An 18,376-nucleotide genomic window follows, 5' to 3' on the forward strand; every position below is an offset into this window, starting at 1 on the left:
TGTAGCTAACCTTTATTCGCTGCCGGAAGGGAACTGCCAATCCCGCCCGGTACGGGTTACCGGGCTAAGAATCCGCCATCCACGGCCAGAATGTGTCCGTTGATGTAATTGCTCGCTGCGCTGGCAAGAAAAACGGCTGCCCCCTGTAAGTCCTGCGCCTCGCCCCAGCGGTTAGCAGGAATACGCTTGAGAATTTCAGTGCTGCGGTTTTCATCATCCTGCAGGGCCTGAGTATTGTCGGTACGGATGTAGCCCGGTGCGATGGCATTAACCTGCACATTATGCGCGCCCCATTCATTGGCCAGCGCTTTGGTTAAACCGGCAATGGCGTGTTTGCTGGCGGTATAGGCAGGAACCGTTATGCCTCCGCTGTAGCTCAGCATCGATGCAATATTGATAATTTTCCCCGACTGGCGCTCTACCATGGTTTTGCCGATGGCTTGCGACAAAATAAATGCAGAATCAATATTCACCCGCATCACTTCCTGCCATTTATCCAGCGGAAAATCAGTTGCCGGTGCCCGGAAAATCGTTCCGCCGTTATTGAGCAGAATATCCACGCCCCCATACACGGATAACGCTTCTTCAGCGAGGGCTTGTGTTGCATCAACGTCACTTAAATTGGCTGACAATGCGGTGGCTTCGCCACCGTTATCGCGGATTTGGGCAACAGTATCGTCACACCCGCCGGCGCGGCTGCTGGCACAGATCACTCTGGCGCCTGCACTGGAAAGCCCGCTGGCGAGGGCCTGACCTATTCCACGGCTCGCGCCTGTCACCAGGGCTGTTTTGTTCGTTAGATCAAATGAAACAGACATAACCGGTTTCCTTAAGGTTGTTGTGCTCTGGCCACTTCTACGGCGTAAACGTGCACCGGGCCATGCATATTGGAACGGAAGACCACCCACTTGTTATCAGGGGTAAAGGTAACGTTAGGTTCAAGGCGGTAGTCGTGGTCAGCCATATTGACCAGACGCTCTGCCTGTAAGGTTGCCGGTTTAATCAATGACGCTGCATCAGGGGCACTGATCCCGGCCACATCGTTTATTGGTTCATCCCTGAACAGATAAATCCATTTACCGTCTTTGGCTCTGGCAACCATTTCTTCATCGCCACCGTCACCGGCAAACAGCTTGCCGTCGGGGGAAATGTTGAAATGCACTGACCAGTAGTCCCTTGGCATGTGCCGCCAGATACGCTCTCCTGAGGAAAGATCGACACTGGCTAACCAGAACACTTCCCCGCGGGGTGTTTGTAAGTCGTAGAAAATACGGCTACCGCTGTGGTCAAAGAACTCATGACCGGCAATTTCCATATTCATGCTGCGGGTGTGCATTTTTTGAATATGGCTGCCATCCACATTCATCGTCCAGATGCGATCCACTTTATGCCAGGGGCCTTCATGGCAGAACATGATTTTGTCCGGGTCAGCGGGGGAGAACTGAATGTGATTCAGCCAGTCAGTGGCTTTATGTATGGTTCGTTGTTCGCCGGTTTGGGTATCCACCACAAACATTTCCATGGGAATACGTGCTTCCAGCCGCTCGTTAATGCGCACTTCTTTGGCTTCTGCAAAGGTCAGCGGTTTGCCATCTTTACCGGTCGCTTCATAGCGTGCTTCGAAACGGGCGTGGCGGGGACCGGATTCAATGCTGTATTCGCGCTCTGCAAATGCACCAATGAGCAGGCTTTCATCCTTATTGATGGAATGAATTTTTCCCCGCGGTACGGTGGCAACATGCCGTACCCGGCCATTGTCTATATTGATAGCCAGAACTTCTGTGGGCTGTTGCAGCTCATTTTTTGCAACGACTTCACCACTTCCTGCGCCTTCTATACGGGTCACATATACATCACGGCTGGCAGGGCCCATGAACAATATGCCCGCGTCAGGGTCTTCAAACAGTCGCTTAACAGTCCCGTCTTTCAGATTAACAACGGCGATTCCTTTGGGGTTATCCACCGAAATAACCATGCTGTTGCCATCTGCGCTGTAGGCATTTTGATGAAAGTACAGCGAGCGGGACCCGGGTTCTTCTGACAGGCGTATTACCCGGTGGCCGGTGTCTTTATCAATCCATGATTTAGGAATGTCTTCAGCATTGACTGCCGGAGACAAAGCCCCGGCCATCAGGGCAACCGCTGCGGTGAGCAATGTTTTACACATTGGCATTTTCATGACGACTCCCCGCTGATGAACTGTTGTCCTGTGCAATACCAACCGTGTTATTACCCCACAAGTCGCGGTAAGCGAAGCCTGATAAGTCTTCGACAATGGCTTTGTTTTCTTCGCTTGTCGGTGTGGTTGCTCCGCGCTTTAAGTGCTCAATTTCGTTCATCAGCACTTCGTGGGTTTCTTTGGATAACTTAAATTTAGTCGAGACCCAAAAGCCGAAAATAAGTACTACTACCGGGCCAATGGCGAGCATCAGGACGATGGTGGAAATAGCCTGGTTGCTTTGGGTTTCTGCACCGGAAATAAAGCCGCCGGCTTCCAGAATAATACCCACTGACATCACTGCAACGGCCTGGGTTGCTTTACGGATAAAGGTCATCACGCCGGCAAAACTGCCCTCACGGCGTCGGGCGGTCACAATCTGGTCCACATCAGCCATGTAATTGTATGTGTTCCAGGGAATGTAGTTCAGTGCTCCCCGGCCTAGTCCGGCAACAATGACGCCCAGCATCAGCCACATGAAGTTGAAGTTATCGGTGGTGATATACATGGCAACCAGAGACACAATGGCAATGATGTAAAGCAAAATGGCAACCCGGTAACTGGGGGCGGGACCAAATTTCATCACCATGGGGATCGCGACTGCGACGGCAAAGAGCTGTGCAACATAGGTTACGGCCATCATTTCTGATGCAATGACCACAGAGCCGCCTATAGCGAAAACTACGAAATACGTGAACACGGCATTAAATACGTCCTGACTGATGTAACCACCCAGATACATCCCCAGGTGGAGCCTGAAGGCACGGATTTTCATAGTGGAGGTAAGGTTGGTGTACAGCGCTTTAAGCGTGCCGGAAACCGTCCAGCCTTTGCCTTTGGTCAGCTCCTGCTCTCCGACTTCTTTGACGTCACGTTCCCAGGTGAAAAGCCATACGGTGAACACAACCACCATAAACAGCACGGAGAAAATGACACCCATGATTAAGAAGGTGGAGGCTGACTCTTTGCCGCCAACTGCACTGACTATCCAGCTTGGCAGAATGCCGGCCAGGATGGCTGACACCTGACCCGTCAGGATGCGGGCACCGGCCAGTTTAGCCTTTTTCTTATAGTCATCTGTCATTTCTGCAGCAAGGGTTTCATAAGGAATGATGACCGCCGCGTAGACCAGCTCGAAGAAGACATACGTCACGAGGTAGTACAGATAATGCTGACCACTTACCCACATCAATGCAAAGCTGGGTAACAGAGGAATGGAGAAGATAAGAAATACCCGGCGTCGCCCAAAACGACGCCCCAGTTTAGTATTGCCTAATCCATCAGAAATATGACCAATAAGCGGGCTCGCCACTGCATCGAGTATACGGGCGATGGCGAAAATACTGGCGGCCTGAACGGCTGACAAGCCGCAGAATGTGGTATAGAAAAATAATATCCAGCCACTTATCACGGCCATGGAGCCGGCCCCGAGAATATCATTGAGGCCGTATGCTACGTAGTTTACCGGTTTGAGCTCGCGTCGTGCCATGGTGCGCTCCTCCTTGATTAAATCAATCAGATGTATGCGTTCATGTACTCAACGAGTGCCAGAATCGCCATGGACTGGCCGTAAGGCATCGACGTCAGCGGAATATCCTTGTAGCCCTGTAAGGTGTCAAACACCGGCGTACCAAAGGAGACCTGCTGTAACTCGCCGGTTTCATCGATGTTTTCAAGCACAGCTTTAATGGCTTTTTCTGCACAAGGACGGTATTCATCGCTGATGTAGCCTTTGCGTACCGCTTTTAAGATGCCGTATGCGAAACCGGCTGCGGCAGATGCTTCAAGGTAAGAAGTAGGGTCATCCAGTAGTGTGTGCCACAAACCGCTTTCATGCTGCGTTTCAACCAGCGCTTTGACCTGAGCCTCAAGGGTTTCAATCAAAAACAATCGCAGTGCGTCGGTTTCAGGGAGATCCAACAGCTCTATAAACTCAGGAATGGCAATGGTGACCCAGCAATTACCACGGGCCCACAGTGCGTCAGCGAAGTTGTGACGGCCGTCGAATGTCCAGCCGTGGAACCATAGTCCGGTTTTACGATCAGCCAGGTATTTGGTGTGTACCATAAACTGGCGCTTAGCTTCTTCAACATAGTGAGGTCGGTCGAGTAACAAGCCGATTTTTGCCAGCGGCATAACACTCATCATCAGCGTGTCATCCCACATTTGCTGGTAGTTTACCGAGTTGAAAACAATATGCTGAATACCATTTTCCTCAGTGCGTGGAATACCATCCATGATCCACTCTGCCCACACATCCAGATACGGCAGGTAGCTGCGGTTGCCCGTGCGTTCCTGCATGTATGCCAGTGTCAGGAACGGCGACATGGTGTTGACGTTTTTCGTGGGAGTGCCTTCTGCAAAGCGGTTAGCAAACCAGTCTTCTATAATTTCACGGGCCTTATCGTCGCCGGTGATATCCCAATATTTAAGCAAGCCATATAAACCAATGCCGTGGGTCCATTCCCAGTCATTCCAGCCTTTGGTGTCTATCACTCTGCCGTCTTCCAGCTTTAGCAAGAATTCTCCGGTTTCATCGGTGATGTTCACCAGATTATCGATGAGTTTGTCTATGTTCTGCCGGACGGTGGAATACGCGATGTCGTTAACTAATGCAGGCATGATAAGTCCTTCTTTAAAACCAAACGGGTAACGGCGTTACCGAAATAATCAATTTCAATCACGTTACCTCGATTTACATTGGCTTAACATCGAAATGTTAAAATATGTGACATTAATTTCACATTTGAAACAGAGGGTTCAGCGAAGTGAAATCAAAAAAGGAAGGACGTTGAAAAAAGGGCGGCAAAACTGCCGCCCGAAGGGTAGGTTTGACTGACACAAACCTTTTCCACACACTGTTGCGCTTTACCGGTGAAAGCGCGTCATTCTATGAAAGTGCTGACTTCACCAGCGCCAGATTCTGAATAGCGGCCAGGCCCCACTGGGCGGCATCATTTGTCGATACCCAGGCGGCTTCATCAACGGGGTTTAGCACATCAGGACCCGTTACCCGGGTTGTGCCAATGGATTTCTCTCCTCCCCATTCCTGCCTGAATTCTTTCCAGGCGCGTCTGGCCAGTTCAGGATCATTTTCCTGCGCAGCCACATAGGCGGTTAACCGCGAGTGGGCCACGGTAAGACTGTTGCCGCGCATCACTTTCCCCAGCGCAGCTTCCTGCTCTTCATCCGGCGCGCTGTAAAGCCGGCCGTATTTAAGCCAGGCTTCCCGGTAAGCCGGAATATCGATGAGCTGATTTAGTTCTGTGGACATTTCGATGAGGCCGAACACTGAACTTAAATGAGACAGGGTTGGGTCAGCTTCAGGGTAGGGTACTAACGCCTGTTTCTCAGGATCATACCCAAATGCTCCGGCGAAAAAGCCCTGAGGGTGATTGCCGATGACTGTCATGGCATCCGCAAGACGTGCTCTGTACTTATCATCGCCGGTACGCTCCCATGCAGTCAGCCAGTTTGCGGCGGCAGAGCCCCAGTCTGTGCCGGCTCCCATTTTCGCCAGGCCGGGGATCGGGTTTGTCCTTTCTACCTTGCGGGTGGGGTTGAGCACGGCCAGCGCTTTATCTGCATCCGTCACTTCGCTGAGCACATCACCTGTGCGGTCATCGCCGGTAATGAAATAATGAAAACGGCGATAAGACGCGGTGCTGATCCGCATTTGCTTGGCACTGCATCCCCAGTGCTGCACATTGTGACGGGTGCCTAATCCTTTAAAGCGGCCTGCGTGATAAATGTCCACATCACGGTTATGGCGGGTCATTCTTTCAGCCAGATGGAAGGTGGTGGGATCGCCGGTGCGGAGGAAGGAGTACCAGAGCCACAGGTCCGGCGAGAGCTCTGAGTTATCCCAGGCATATCCGCCTATGTCATAGCGCCACACGTGCCGGTCGCTGTCGTAGGTATGCATAATGTCGCCGTAGTTCCAGAATCCGTACCAGTGACGTTGCTCCACTTGCCCGGCATAATATTCCACTTGCCAGGCCAGGCGATCTTCAATTTTCTTCATGGCAGGGGTTGATGAGTCCGGTAGGCTCCAGGAGCCGCCGAATACGTTGGCTGCCAGGTAGTCCTGCGGTGCGGCAATCAGTCTGGCCGGTTCGCGAATTGCCGCTGCCATATCAATAGTTTGCTGGCGGGATGGCGTACTGCCGGTTACGGCCAGAGTAAACTCTGTGGTGCGCGCAATACCATGAGCATCGCCGAATCCGGGCTCATAGTCTTCGTAAATAATATTCAGGGCATCGAGTTGTTTGTCGTAGGTATCCTGACCCATGCCGTCATGGTAAAAACGTAAATCCATCGCGGGGGCTTCAGGAGAGTAGAACCAGATAGTGGCAGAGGATTCATCCTGACCGGTGTCCCGCAAATCAATTTGCACCGGGTGTAATTGCCAGAAATCCCGCATGCCAAACAGGATCCCGCCGGACACGCCTCCCAGGTAGCCGACGCCGCTGGCACGATGCCCCTGATCTGAACCAATCCAGCCATGCCCGGCTTTGGTACGTTTGCGGATTTCGAAACCGTTTGCCGTTGTCTGGGTAAGGGTGACATCGTTCCACACGGGAATGTAATGCAAACGGCTGGTTACCCGTTCATCCCACTCTGACTCAGGTGGCAGAGCTATACCTTCAATTTGCGCTTTCCGGACCGCTTCACCCGGGTCACGGCGCAGCCCGGTGATGCCTCTTACCGCCTCGCCCCACAAACCGTTGTCTGCGCCCACTAAGCGAACGTGGCGGTTGTAAAGCTCGTCTCTTTGCACCACGTTAAACCTGAGACCTAAACCACTGATAAAGTCGGATTCTGCATCTCCGTCGAAGATAAATGAATGGGTGAGTTGTACGGTTTCACCGCCTGCATAAGCATACATGCGTAACGTGAAAGGTAGCCAGTCACGTTGTGATGCAGTGCGGTTTATGCCGGTTACTTTAATTACCGCCCGCACCGGACCGTTTTGTTCCACAACGACCTGTTGAATTTGAGATTCAAAATGCTCATTGGTGGCGTCGTTATCAGGCGACGCTTTTCGCATTCCCACCAGTTTGGCGTCTTTCCCCGTTACTTTGCCATCGCGGGAGAGCGTGCTGATTAACGACGAACCTTTTTTGGGAACAGAAAACTGTATGACACCGGTGTTTACATTGATGTGCTGATTCGATTCATCAACGGATACCGCCTTAGCAGGCGTGGCGGGTTTACTTTTCACTATTTTACACGCATCACCGCATCGGGCGTCTGCCGGAATAGCATGCGCAGTCCACTTAACCGAGCCATCGGGCCAGTAAGCGGTGGGCCAGGACTGCAGCGGGAGCTGCGTGCCTGATTCATGAACCATCGACAACGGCGTTTCAGCTTGTAATTCGCCGCGGGGCCAGGGATAGCCAAACGTGGTGCCCGGTTGATAAGCGGGTTGTTCTCCCTCCAGCCAGCTCAGTGCTCCGGGCAGTCGCGTTACCGGCTTTATTGCCTGTTGCCCTGCTGCCTGTCCCGCTACCGTTGAAGCACAACCTGTTGCTGACAATGCAAAAGGTACGGACGCCGCCATACTGCTGTTAACGATGAATTGCCGTCTGTCCATGAGATTCCTTTTATACCAAATCTGAAACTAAAAATATTAACCGCTTGTTAATCTTTGTTTAACTTCTATCATACGAGAACGAAAATAACACTATTTGACCGGTTGTGATTGCCAGTGAATCGTCAAAGAGTTTCACATTTGAAAAATAGTGTTATGGCACACGGAGGGAGTATGGTTTCAGTCAGAACGTATTTTGCTGCAGGCGCTTTATTTTTTCTGGCCTGTGGCTGTAGTGGTAATGCATCACCGGGGATGACTGCCAGTGCACAGGTGGTGGAAGAAAAATGGACAAAAGGCGACATTATTTATCAAAATCCGTTATCCCGGGAGGTGGATATGGCGGGCTGGCGTATGGAAGGCCCGGGCCGGGCAGCCTTTCAGAATGGTTGGATGCAAATGTGGTCGCCCGACGAAGCAGGTCACCATGTGTTCTGGATGCCTGAGACGTTGCCTGACAGTTTCATTGCAGAGTGGAATGCGCAGGCGCTGAAAACCGATGCGGGACTGGTTATCGTGTTTTTTGCCGCAAAAGGTATAAATGGTGAAGATATTTTTGATGCAAGCCTTACTCCGAGGGATGGCACATTCACTCAATATACCAACGGGGATATTCGCAGTTACCATATTTCTTATTACGCGAACGCTGCGCACAATCCGGCAAGGGGGCACGCTAACCTGCGAAAAAACAACACATTCTCGTTACTGCAACAAGGTGAGCCCGGCATAGCGGCAACAGAGACCCGCATCAATCATATTCGCTTAGTGAAACATAAGAATCATATTCAACTTTCAATCAACGGGCGCACCGTTATCGATTACACCGATGATATGCCGGTGGTGGACGGTATCGACACCGGCCCGCCGTTACAGGGCGGGAAACTCGGCATCCGGCAAATGCAGTGGACAAAGTTTCAGTACCGCGATTTGAAAATTTGGGCGCTAAAAGGAGCTGGCCATGGGGAATAACAATAAACAAAGTCTTTCCCGGCGGGACTTCCTGCTCGCATCATCGTCAGCAGCCTTGCTGGCTGCATGTCAGCAATCTTCAGTTATCAACTCATCACGGGCCGGTATGAATACGCAGTCGTTTAAGACCAATACGCCTTTTGCTATGCCGGATATCATTGTTCCCGACTTTGCTCATACGCCGGAGTTTGATATCCGCGCCTTTGGTGCCATCGCGGGTGATAAGCACGCCAACAACCGGGCGATCGCAAGTGCAATTGATGCCGCTCATCAGGCTGGTGGCGGGCGGGTGATTATTCCTCAGGGTGAGTGGGTGTGCGGTAAAATCCATTTAAAAAGCTTTGTGAATTTGCACGTCCGGAAAGGTGCTCAGCTTACTTTTTCAGGGGATCCGAAAGATTACTTACCCGCTGTAAAAACATCCTGGGAAGGCATGGAGTGTTATAACTACTCGCCGCTTATTTACGCTTACGGATGCGAGTACATTGCGCTTAGCGGTGAAGGCAAGCTTTTTGCCAACCTGGATACCTGGAAAATTTGGTATAAGCGTCCGCCTGAACATATGCAGGCGCTGGCCAACCTTTATCATATGGCAGCGAAAGGAGAGCCGGTGGAAGCGCGCAAAATGGATTATGAAGGTGCCAACCTGCGTCCTCACTTCGTGCATTTCAATCGTTGTAAACACGTGCTGATAGAAGATATTGATATCGAAAACAGCCCGTTCTGGGTACTGCATCCTTACATGAGTGAGCATGTTGTTATCCGCGGCGTTTCAGTAAAAGCGCACGGGCACAATAATGACGGCGTTGACCCTGAAATGACACAGAATCTGCTGATTGAACATTGTGAGTTTGACCAGGGGGATGATGCTATAGCCATTAAGGCTGGCAGAAATCAGGACGCCTGGCGCTTAAACATGCCGTGCAAAAACGTGGTTATCCGGCATTGCCGGATAAAGCGGGCTCATCAGCTAATCGCCATAGGCAGTGAATTATCCGGTGGCATTGAAAATGTGTTTGTTGATGATTGCCATTTTGAAGGCGGCGCAGCGTTTAAGTATGAAGGCACGGGCAATCTGGTGCTGGTTAAAACCAATGAGCGCAGAGGAGGTTATGTACGAAATATAGTGGTACAGAATATCATCGCACCTGCCATCAACGGCGGCGCACTGACCATAGCCACAGATGTACTGTATCAGTGGAAAGATCTTGTACCCACTTACGAGCGCAAACTGACGACTATCTCCGGCATTCATTTGCAGAACGTCCGGGTGGGCAAAGCCGGGTATGTGTGTAAGATAGAAGGCCAGGCAGAAATGCCCGTCAGCAACGTCACACTCAGCAATGTGGTTGCAGAAAACACCCGCGAAGAGGCGGTTCAGAATAGCAATGTAAATGGATTTTCATGGCAAAACTCACAAAATTAAATGCTTTACTCATTATGCTGGCGGTTTCTTTTGCCAGTCACGCAAACAATGAGCTGCAAGCGCTCGGGTTAAAGATAGACGGGATCGCATCGGGCATGATAAGTCCCGGCGGCCCCGGTTGCTCTGTTGGCGTCATTCAAAACAGGCAATTCTTGTTTAAAAAAAGCTATGGTATGGCTAACGTTGAACATTCCGTTGAATTAACTTCCACGTCAAAACACAGAATGGCGTCTGTCTCTAAACAATTCACGGCCTTTGCTGTTTTACTGCTTGAGGACGACGGTTCGATAGCGTTGAGTGATGACATAAGAAAATACCTGCCCGGACTCCATGAGTACCAACACACAGTAACAATCAATGCCATGCTGGGCCATTTTGCCGGTATGGGAGATTACGACACGCTTAAAACATTGCTATCAGAACCGTTGTTGTCTTCAGCAGGTAACGCATTTCGCCTGGGCGACGAGGATTATTTATCCAATGATGAATATTACGAAATGCTCAAAAGCTTGCCTTTATTGATCGCACCGGAAAAGGAACAGCGATACAGCAACTTTGCATACAATATTCTGACTTTACTGGTTGAAAGAGTGAGTGGAATGTCTTTCAGATCATTCACCCAAAAGCGGATTTTTGATCCTTTAGGTATGCACGATACCTTTTTTGCAGATGACAAGCGTGAGGTGATTGGAAACCGGGCGTATGGATACCGCATGGATGCAAAGAACAGCAGACCGGAGGTTTTCATGACTAACCTCTATATCACAGGTGATGGCGGGCTGTTTACAACACTGGATGATATGTTGCTATGGGACAACCATTTTTCAGACCCAAAACTGGGAAAAGACCCTGAAGGACTTGTGAATCTGATGAATACGCCTAACGGCGATTTTCCCGATACAGAGGAGGGAAAATGGTATTACGCGAACGGACAATATACCGATGGTCGTTTTTTCTTTCATAATGGAGGATGGTTAGGCACCAGTACCAGTTACATTCGCAGGCCTGACACCAATACGTCGGTTGTTGCGATGTGCAACAGTTCTTCCCTCGACGCGAATGCGCTCTCTTATCCCATGTTCCAAATCTTGTCAGATTCAGGTTTGTGGGAAGGAGAAGATGCTTCTGTTTATTGAATCTTTATTCTTCTGCTTTTCCAAAAAAGGTTGTTTAAAGTGCAGTCACGAAGATTGTTTCTGCACTCTGCGGATCCCTATCAATTTTGAGGGCTGAATAGCCGCATCGGGTATGCTCTTGACTCGTCTTCTGAAACTATCACAATTCCTTCTCTCTCGTTTATGGCACCGTCATAGTTGAAAGGGAACACTCCGAAGGCTAATAAGCCGTGATAATCAAGGTCTTCATAGCAAGATTCGACCTTGATAGATACGTTAAAAAGAGCATTGATTCCGGCAACAGGTTCGACATTTCCGGAATAAAGACAGCCAACACTATTGGAGCCGCTGATCATACCGTCGTCGTCGATGGCAACAGAGAGGGTGTAAGTAGAAAACTCATCTGTCGACGTCCTCGAATAATTACCTGCGATGTCCCTGAGAGAAATTGTATCCTGTGCGACAAGCTTCGTAGCTGAGAACTCAATAACCGAACCTGACAGATGGGCTACTCCATCGAGCTTTCCATCGTCAGCACTTGCCTGCACGGAACCATATCGCGTCATACCGTCTCTGGGATAGTACATAGTATCTTCAGAGGTAAATTCATTACTGCTGACAACCCCGTTAGAGAGAAACATATTGAGGGACTCTTCAGCAAACAGAACTGCAGTCCCTCCGGGGGCAATTGCCAATACTACGTTTTCCTGGTCACCTTCAACTGTCGTTGCCTGACCAAACCAGATGCCAGTCACATCATCAGTTTGTTCTGCGTCAACATTATCACTGTTATCGCTGCATGCAGCCAGACATAATGTGCATGCAATAGCAGTGACCAGAATTAAAGACTTTAAAAACGCACCTGTCGTTGAATGTGCATTTTTGAATTGAGAATTGAGGCTTATTTTCAATTTAACTTTCCTTGTCGCTTTTCTTCCTTAGAAAAAAGTAACATTAACCAGCGACATTGAATAGGTGAGTTCTCCTATATATGAACGGGTTACTGACTATTCGGTAGAGGTATCAATACTTCACCAATATACTCATCACTCAGCCGGGGTCAAAAACTCATAAAAACCGGCAACACCGGCTTCAAGAAAACTGTCTACCGGGCCGAATTCTTCTTCGCCTGAAAGGTAAAGCGCTTCACGACCTTTTTCCAGCAGTGTGCAGGCTACTTCATCTTCTTCAGCGGTTTCCATGTAGGCGTTTTTCTCTGCCGTGAAGTATTCCGGCGATTTTGCGTGGAATGTTTTCGGATAATAAAACTCTACGTGGTTAGTACAGTGTCGCGGACCGTCCGGATATACAGTGCTGACAACCAGTACTTCGGGATACCACTCAATCATGATGTTGGGATAGATAAAGCACCAAATCGCACCGTACCGGGGGAGGTTGCCGGCGAAGCGCTCAGCCAGCGCATCCTGAAAATGGCGGTAGCAAGGTGTTGTTGCTTTCAGTAAATCCTGTCCCAGTCCCACTTTCTGAACTGAGAAATCATTGCCAAATTCCCATTGCAGGTCATCGGCTTTCACGTACTGTTTTAAACCCGGGTGCATAGAGAATACGTGGTAATTTTCCAGGTAAATCTCGATGAATGTCTTCCAGTTAAAATTATAGCGGGCCGTTTCCAGATCAGCGAAAAAATAGTCATCGAAGTTAATGTAGCTGCTAAGACCCAGTGCTTCTAAGTCCATGTCCGGCGCGCGGTCGCGGAAGAGTAAGCCGTGCCAGTTCACCAGTGACTCTTTTTTCAGTGCACCGGTTTGCTTTTCGCCAAATTGCGGTGTGCCACGCAGCGTGCCCAGGTTGTCATAGCCCCAGCAATGCAACTTACAGATTATATTTCGTGTGCGCCCTGCGCCTTCAAGCAGTTTTGCCTGTCTGTGCAGACAAACATTCGACACGATGTCGTAACCATCACCCTGATTAAAAAGCACGTAGCGATCATGCAGGTGAGGCAGGGTAAAGTAGCTGAACTTTTCGGGTACCATAAGAGTGTGGCCTGCATAACGCAGCCCTTTTTCGAAGGCAAACTTAACCTCAGCATCGCATGATGCAGCGTCGAAATAGCTCTTCACCGGCGGATATTGAAATGCCATTGAGTTCTCCGGCAATGACAAAAAAGTAAGCTGCAAGACTGGCTGGCAGAGTAGGATCCGGCTTACCCGAATTTGGCGCATTTTTACTCTGTAAATGAGTCCGCGTAAAGAATAATTTTTAAATAAAATGGTGCGGCTAACCGAAATCTCAAGTGTTGCTCTACCTGAGATAAAAAACCGGCTTCAGTGGCACGCTGACGGGGCTGTTATCGGGATTGTGGTCCATAATGTCGCCCATATACGCCCACCATTTTTGCATTATTGCCTGCTCTGGCAGGGTATCCATTTTGTGATTTTCCGGGCGCTTAAGTGTGGCGAACAGTTGCAGCGTTTGCGGATGCAGGAAAATGGAATAGTCTTCTATTCCGGCTTCTTTCAATAGCGTCACCAACTCCGGCCATATTTCATCATGGCGTTTTTCATATTCCGCTTCAAAACCGGGGCGTAATTGCATAACAAATGCGATGGTTTCCAAAGGTAGCTCCTGGTAAGTAAACAAAGAAAGGCTTCCTGTCAGGAAGCCTTATGTAACAAAGTTAACTATGTCGGTATCAGAACTGGTAAGTCACACCTACAGCGTACTCACGTCCGGACCACTGCAGATCTGATAAACGGTGCGGGCCTGCAGTATAAGTTTTCACTTCACCGGTTAAGTTACGACCGTCAGCGTATAAGCGCAGGTTTTCTGTGACGTTGTATACAATTTTTGCGTCCAGATACCCCGAATCATCAACGAAGACGGGGTTCCCGGATCGGTCTGCCGGCGATGCCAGGTATTCGTCGCGATAGTTGTATGCAAGGCGAACACTCCACATATCCGTTTCATAGAACGCAGTCAGGTTATAGCTGTTTTCAGATTGTGACGGGAAGGGCAGTTCCTCACCGTTTAACTGGTTGAACAAACCAACATCATCAGCAGACATGCGGGTGTAGTTCACACTACCGCCGAAGCCGTCGAAGGGCGCCGGCAACCAGGTGAATACAGTGGAAGCCTGAAGCTCGATACCCTTGGTGGTTACACCTGAGCCATTGATTTTCTGGCGCACATCAAACAGACGGCCGTCGCCGAAGAAGTCCACGTCAAAACGGGTTTCTGCATCAATGATCCAACTGGTGATATCTTTGATGAAGTAAGCACCGGAGATGACTGAGTTCTCATCGGGATACCAGTTCAGTGAAATATCAAACTGATTCGCACGATACGGATTCAGAGCGGGGTTACCGGCAGTACAGTAATCGTGAATATCATCTTCGACAGAGCGTCGTGTTTTATAAATGGTACAGTCAGCGTTCACGTTCAGGTCGGTGGTTTTTGGCCGTGACATGACTTTTGCTGCACCCATGTAAAGCACCAGCTCATTAGGAATGATACCGAGGTTCACGTTAATGCTTGGCAGCGTGTCGCTGTATTCACCGTCAACAGTTTTACGGCCCTCGAAATCCTCCGGATGATCCGGATCTTCCACACCTGCTAAGTCTTCGCCGGTGATTGGGTCAGTGAGAACATCACCATTCTCATCAACCTGGTCAACAATAATCCGTTCCCAAACGTTACCGTTTGCAGCCGTTTTCGTTTTAACGTAACGCACACCGGCATTACCCCAAAGACGCATCTCACCTACGTAAGTCTCGAAGTTACCCTGCAGATAGATGGCCTGGGTTTCTACCGATACGTCGTAGTTGCCCGAACGCACATCGAGATCTTCACGGGTTGTGTTGTCGTCCGAAATGGCCTGAATTGCATCGATGAAAGGCTGGGTATCAACGGCCTGATAAGAGCCTACGGTACTTACCGGTAAATCATAGCCGTCAAACAACTCATCTGACTGGAAAGTATTGCCGCTGATCAGCGCAATCTGGTCATCAACGGTCCACTCAACACCATTATATACCTGACCCACATCACGAATGATGTTGTACTGATAATCGGCGTTGATCTGCTCCTGTTTCGTGTACTGCACACCGGAGCGCACCATAGTGATGAAATCTGAATCCGGCACATAAGTGAAATCCAGTTTTGCCATGGTTTCGTCTGATTCATCGGTATGCGGTGCATATTTATAGCGTGAGCGTGAGCGGTAGCTGCCCGGGTCGTTTACATCAAAACGGTCGGAGGTATCGGTAGGGTCATCGGCATTATAAAAATACCCGTCGTTGAAATCCCATTCTGGCATGCCTTCATCATTCAGCGTAACAGCAATGCCAGCAAGACCTTCGGCAGTAATGTGTGTATCCCGGGAATCTATGTCCTGCTTAGAGTCTGATTTGGAGAGCAAGCCTTCTACGCTCCACACATCGGCATCATATTCAAACCCGGTTTCGAAAATAGACGTTGTCTGATCCCAGGCGAAATTCAGCGTACGGTTGGTTACACCGGCGGCAATGGTCTCAAAATAGGTCACATTGTGCTGGTCATCAACCACTACAGATGCCGGATCGACACGGGCGGCGGAACCTGATTCAAGGTGCAGGTTCAGGTCAGTTGCGGTCTTGTCACGATCGTTATAGGTGTAACCCACATGTGTCTGGAAACGATCATTGAAACGGTACTGTACCATCAGGTTGGCGCTGATCCGGTCTTCCTCACGACCCCAGATACCGTAGCGGGGAATACGGGGAGAGAAGTCATACCATTGTTGCTCACACATGTCCTGATCACTGGATGTGGCACAGTCTGCTTTGTCAGTAATATCTGCAAAATCCTGATTCACGAACGTCTTTTCTGCGGTGTTGTCGTAATCATCGAACAGCATCCACTCGGTATTCCGGATAGCATGGATCATGGTGTTCTTTTTCTCACTGGTTACGTTCGCCAGTACACCAAAATCTTCATTAAATTTGTATACGCCAACAAAGTTAAAGCGGTTATTGGGCTCGCCTGTAAGGTCGTTGTACTGGCCTTCGGCGTTCACAGACAGGAAGTTCTCAGTAAACTCGTTAGGTTTACGGGTGTTAACCTGCACGGTACCACCGATACCCCCTTCAGTTAGCCGGGCTTCTGAACCTTTAATTACATCCAGTGAGCGGATGAGTTCTGACGCCATGGCGCGGAAGTCGACACCACGGTCGCCGCCGAAGCCCTGGGCTGATACATTATTCACTTCTACACGGAGCAAGCCGGGTTCAACACCGCGGATACTGATTGACGCACCTTCACCAAAATCACGGTCAAGTTGAACGCCGGGAATACGTTGCAGGGCTTCACCCACGTTTTTGTCGGGGAACTGGCCGACATCTTCAGCTACAAGGGAGTCCATAATGGTGCCTGCCATCTTCTTACGATCGATAGCGCCACGCTGACTGAAACGGATACCTTTGACTTCAATAACTTCTGTTTCGTCATCTGCATTTTCTGCTTCTGCAGTTTCAGCGTTATTGGCATTAGCAGTAGCGGACACCTTAATGGCGTCTTCCTGCTGCGTAGCGGTATTCTGCTGTGCAAATGCCGGCACTGCTGCCAGTGAAAGAGACGCACAGGATCCTGCAATCAGTATGTTTGAAATAAGTGTGGCAAGTGGCTTGCGGGCAAGGGTAGGGTTTTGCCCTGTGTTTCTTCTGTTGTCCTTGAAGTTTTTCATTTTAACCTCGATTTGCTGTTATCGGCCAAGTTCGATGTAAGTCTTCCGTACATGTTTTTAATATTTTGTTTACATCGAAAATGATGGTAATCCCGGCCCAAAAAGCCGTCAACACAGCCCAATCATTTCCAATCAAGCGTTTTCATCCACAATCAGCCGTCAAGGGATAAATAAGCTTTTAACTATAAAGTTCCATAATTGAAATGGGAGCGGTTGGCGTGTGTTTAAAGTTATGATTAATAATGGTTTTTTAGGTGATCAAATAAGCGGGTTTGATGTCATTTACCGGTGTGTCAGGTCAGTCATCGTGCTTTTCGGGGGCAAAATTACCGGTCAATAGTGGCCAAAACTATTTTCGGAAAAGTACAAAAAATTCAATATATGAAACTAACAGGTTTTTAAATCTGTTTTGACGGCTGGTTTACAATTGTTTCGCGGGAATTGCCGGTGTAAAAATAACAGGATAAATTGCGTGTTTGCCCGGAGGGTTGGGTACAGAGGATTGAGCAAACACGCTTGAAAAGGGTTGAACTACAATTGATTATCCAGAAAGGAAAGTACCTTGTCGATGTTGCCGGCAGATGTATTTTCTAGAATGATCTGAATATCCGGTTTAAATCTGGCCAGCCAGGCAAAAAGATAGCGGTGATTCATCTCACCTGTGCCGGAAGGTAAATCCCCGAATTTTTTGTGGTCTTTAGTGATGAAGTCTTTACAGTGCACTGCGACGATTTGCTGTCCAAGCTTTGCAAACATCTCATCCATGGCAGCCTCCTGAGAGACAGGCATGTTTACCGGAAAGAAGTTTACCGGATCATAGATCACTTTGACGTTTGGGGAATCCACCGCCTCCAGCAACTGACACAAACGTTGCGGTGTATTAATAATGTGGTGATGGGCCACACCTTCAATACCGACGATTACCCCGAACTTCTCTGCGGTCAGGGCAAGCCTTCTCACTGAAGTAACCAGTTCATCAAACGCTTTCTCTGAATGATTATCGGGATGCCAGAGGCAATCTGCATTAATACTGCCGGTTTCCGTTCCCACGATTTTGCAACCGAAGTCGCTGGCAAACTGCAAATGCTCTTCAAACCATTGCAGCGATGCTTCACGGATTTGCTTATCCGGATGCACGGGGTTGATGTAGCAACCCAGCACAGCAATATCGATATTGTGTGCAGCGAAGGCGTTTTTCACTTTGCTGGCAAAGCCCGGCGTAATACGCCCTGCATCCGGTCCCATAAAAGGAAAGGACTTGGGCAAAGCCAGTTGCACGCAGGACACATCATACTGGCCAATGCGGTTGCTAACTTCCTCGATACTGCCCTGACCAAAATCATGGGCGCGTACGCCGATATTCAATGCACTCATG

13 protein-coding genes are annotated in these 18,376 nt (G+C 49.4%); 3 read left to right on the forward strand and 10 right to left on the reverse strand.

Annotated features, from left to right (window positions below):
• Positions 1 to 56: 56 nt before the first annotated feature.
• The 5 genes from ACXAH4_RS02660 to ACXAH4_RS02680 form a co-directional block, all read right to left on the reverse strand.
• Positions 57 to 818 carry a glucose 1-dehydrogenase gene (locus tag ACXAH4_RS02660; protein WP_474880601.1) on the reverse strand — a complete coding sequence of 254 codons (762 nt, stop codon included), beginning with the start codon at positions 816 to 818 and terminating at the stop codon, positions 57 to 59.
• 11 nt (positions 819 to 829) lie between these two features.
• Entirely contained in the window at positions 830 to 2,179 is a 1,350-nt protein-coding gene (locus ACXAH4_RS02665) for an oligogalacturonate lyase family protein (RefSeq protein ID WP_474880603.1), read from the reverse strand.
• Positions 2,160 to 3,707: an MFS transporter gene (locus ACXAH4_RS02670; RefSeq protein WP_474848226.1), complete on the reverse strand. Its 1,548-nt coding sequence runs from the start codon at positions 3,705 to 3,707 to the stop codon at positions 2,160 to 2,162. The genes ACXAH4_RS02665 and ACXAH4_RS02670 overlap by 20 nt, the downstream gene beginning before the upstream one ends.
• Before the next feature lie 26 nt (positions 3,708 to 3,733).
• Complete coding sequence (bglB, locus tag ACXAH4_RS02675; RefSeq protein ID WP_303572053.1) at positions 3,734 to 4,840, reverse strand: beta-galactosidase BglB; 1,107 nt, start codon at positions 4,838 to 4,840, stop codon at positions 3,734 to 3,736.
• Positions 4,841 to 5,108: 268 nt separating this feature from the next.
• Positions 5,109 to 7,814 carry an exo-rhamnogalacturonan lyase family protein gene (locus ACXAH4_RS02680; protein WP_474880605.1) on the reverse strand — a complete coding sequence of 902 codons (2,706 nt, stop codon included), beginning with the start codon at positions 7,812 to 7,814 and terminating at the stop codon, positions 5,109 to 5,111.
• Positions 7,815 to 7,985: 171 nt separating this feature from the next.
• Between ACXAH4_RS02680 and ACXAH4_RS02685 the strand changes: the two genes are divergently transcribed.
• The 3 genes from ACXAH4_RS02685 to ACXAH4_RS02695 are packed head-to-tail and all read left to right on the forward strand — an operon-like array spanning position 7,986 to position 11,342.
• Complete coding sequence (locus tag ACXAH4_RS02685) at positions 7,986 to 8,780, forward strand: DUF1961 family protein (RefSeq protein WP_474880607.1); 795 nt, start codon at positions 7,986 to 7,988, stop codon at positions 8,778 to 8,780.
• A complete protein-coding gene (locus tag ACXAH4_RS02690) occupies positions 8,770 to 10,206 on the forward strand; it encodes a glycoside hydrolase family 28 protein (RefSeq protein WP_474880609.1) in 1,437 nt (478 codons plus the stop codon). Before ACXAH4_RS02685 ends, ACXAH4_RS02690 begins: the two co-directional genes overlap by 11 nt.
• Positions 10,185 to 11,342, forward strand: a complete 1,158-nt coding sequence (locus ACXAH4_RS02695; protein WP_474880611.1) for a serine hydrolase domain-containing protein — start codon at positions 10,185 to 10,187, stop codon at positions 11,340 to 11,342. The genes ACXAH4_RS02690 and ACXAH4_RS02695 overlap by 22 nt, the downstream gene beginning before the upstream one ends.
• Before the next feature lie 80 nt (positions 11,343 to 11,422).
• On the opposite strand, the gene ACXAH4_RS02700 is transcribed toward ACXAH4_RS02695, so the two are convergent.
• The 5 genes from ACXAH4_RS02700 to ACXAH4_RS02720 all read right to left on the reverse strand — a co-directional run bounded on the left by ACXAH4_RS02700 (position 11,423) and on the right by ACXAH4_RS02720 (position 18,375).
• A complete protein-coding gene (locus ACXAH4_RS02700) occupies positions 11,423 to 12,232 on the reverse strand; it encodes a hypothetical protein (RefSeq protein ID WP_474880613.1) in 810 nt (269 codons plus the stop codon).
• Between the two features lie 135 nt (positions 12,233 to 12,367).
• Positions 12,368 to 13,423: an aromatic ring-hydroxylating oxygenase subunit alpha gene (locus ACXAH4_RS02705; RefSeq protein WP_474880615.1), complete on the reverse strand. Its 1,056-nt coding sequence runs from the start codon at positions 13,421 to 13,423 to the stop codon at positions 12,368 to 12,370.
• 160 nt (positions 13,424 to 13,583) lie between these two features.
• Positions 13,584 to 13,898, reverse strand: a complete 315-nt coding sequence (rhaM, locus tag ACXAH4_RS02710; RefSeq protein WP_474841499.1) for an L-rhamnose mutarotase — start codon at positions 13,896 to 13,898, stop codon at positions 13,584 to 13,586.
• Between the two features lie 76 nt (positions 13,899 to 13,974).
• Positions 13,975 to 17,001, reverse strand: a complete 3,027-nt coding sequence (locus ACXAH4_RS02715) for a TonB-dependent receptor (protein WP_474880617.1) — start codon at positions 16,999 to 17,001, stop codon at positions 13,975 to 13,977.
• Positions 17,002 to 17,532: 531 nt separating this feature from the next.
• Positions 17,533 to 18,375, reverse strand: a complete 843-nt coding sequence (locus tag ACXAH4_RS02720; RefSeq protein ID WP_474841495.1) for a sugar phosphate isomerase/epimerase family protein — start codon at positions 18,373 to 18,375, stop codon at positions 17,533 to 17,535.
• Position 18,376 lies beyond the last annotated feature (1 nt).

Source organism: Alteromonas sp. ABV2_168, from assembly GCF_056161165.1.

Coding starts and splice junctions, on each gene's coding strand:
- bglB (WP_303572053.1), bottom strand. CDS start 4,840: ATGCCTGCATTAGTTAACGACATCGCGTATTCCACCGTCCGGCAGAAC.
- ACXAH4_RS02695 (WP_474880611.1), top strand. CDS start 10,185: ATGGCAAAACTCACAAAATTAAATGCTTTACTCATTATGCTGGCGGTT.
- ACXAH4_RS02720 (WP_474841495.1), bottom strand. CDS start 18,375: ATGAGTGCATTGAATATCGGCGTACGCGCCCATGATTTTGGTCAGGGC.
- ACXAH4_RS02680 (WP_474880605.1), bottom strand. CDS start 7,814: ATGGACAGACGGCAATTCATCGTTAACAGCAGTATGGCGGCGTCCGTA.
- ACXAH4_RS02660 (WP_474880601.1), bottom strand. CDS start 818: ATGTCTGTTTCATTTGATCTAACGAACAAAACAGCCCTGGTGACAGGC.
- ACXAH4_RS02685 (WP_474880607.1), top strand. CDS start 7,986: ATGGTTTCAGTCAGAACGTATTTTGCTGCAGGCGCTTTATTTTTTCTG.
- ACXAH4_RS02705 (WP_474880615.1), bottom strand. CDS start 13,423: ATGGCATTTCAATATCCGCCGGTGAAGAGCTATTTCGACGCTGCATCA.
- ACXAH4_RS02715 (WP_474880617.1), bottom strand. CDS start 17,001: ATGAAAAACTTCAAGGACAACAGAAGAAACACAGGGCAAAACCCTACC.
- ACXAH4_RS02670 (WP_474848226.1), bottom strand. CDS start 3,707: ATGGCACGACGCGAGCTCAAACCGGTAAACTACGTAGCATACGGCCTC.
- ACXAH4_RS02665 (WP_474880603.1), bottom strand. CDS start 2,179: ATGAAAATGCCAATGTGTAAAACATTGCTCACCGCAGCGGTTGCCCTG.
- ACXAH4_RS02690 (WP_474880609.1), top strand. CDS start 8,770: ATGGGGAATAACAATAAACAAAGTCTTTCCCGGCGGGACTTCCTGCTC.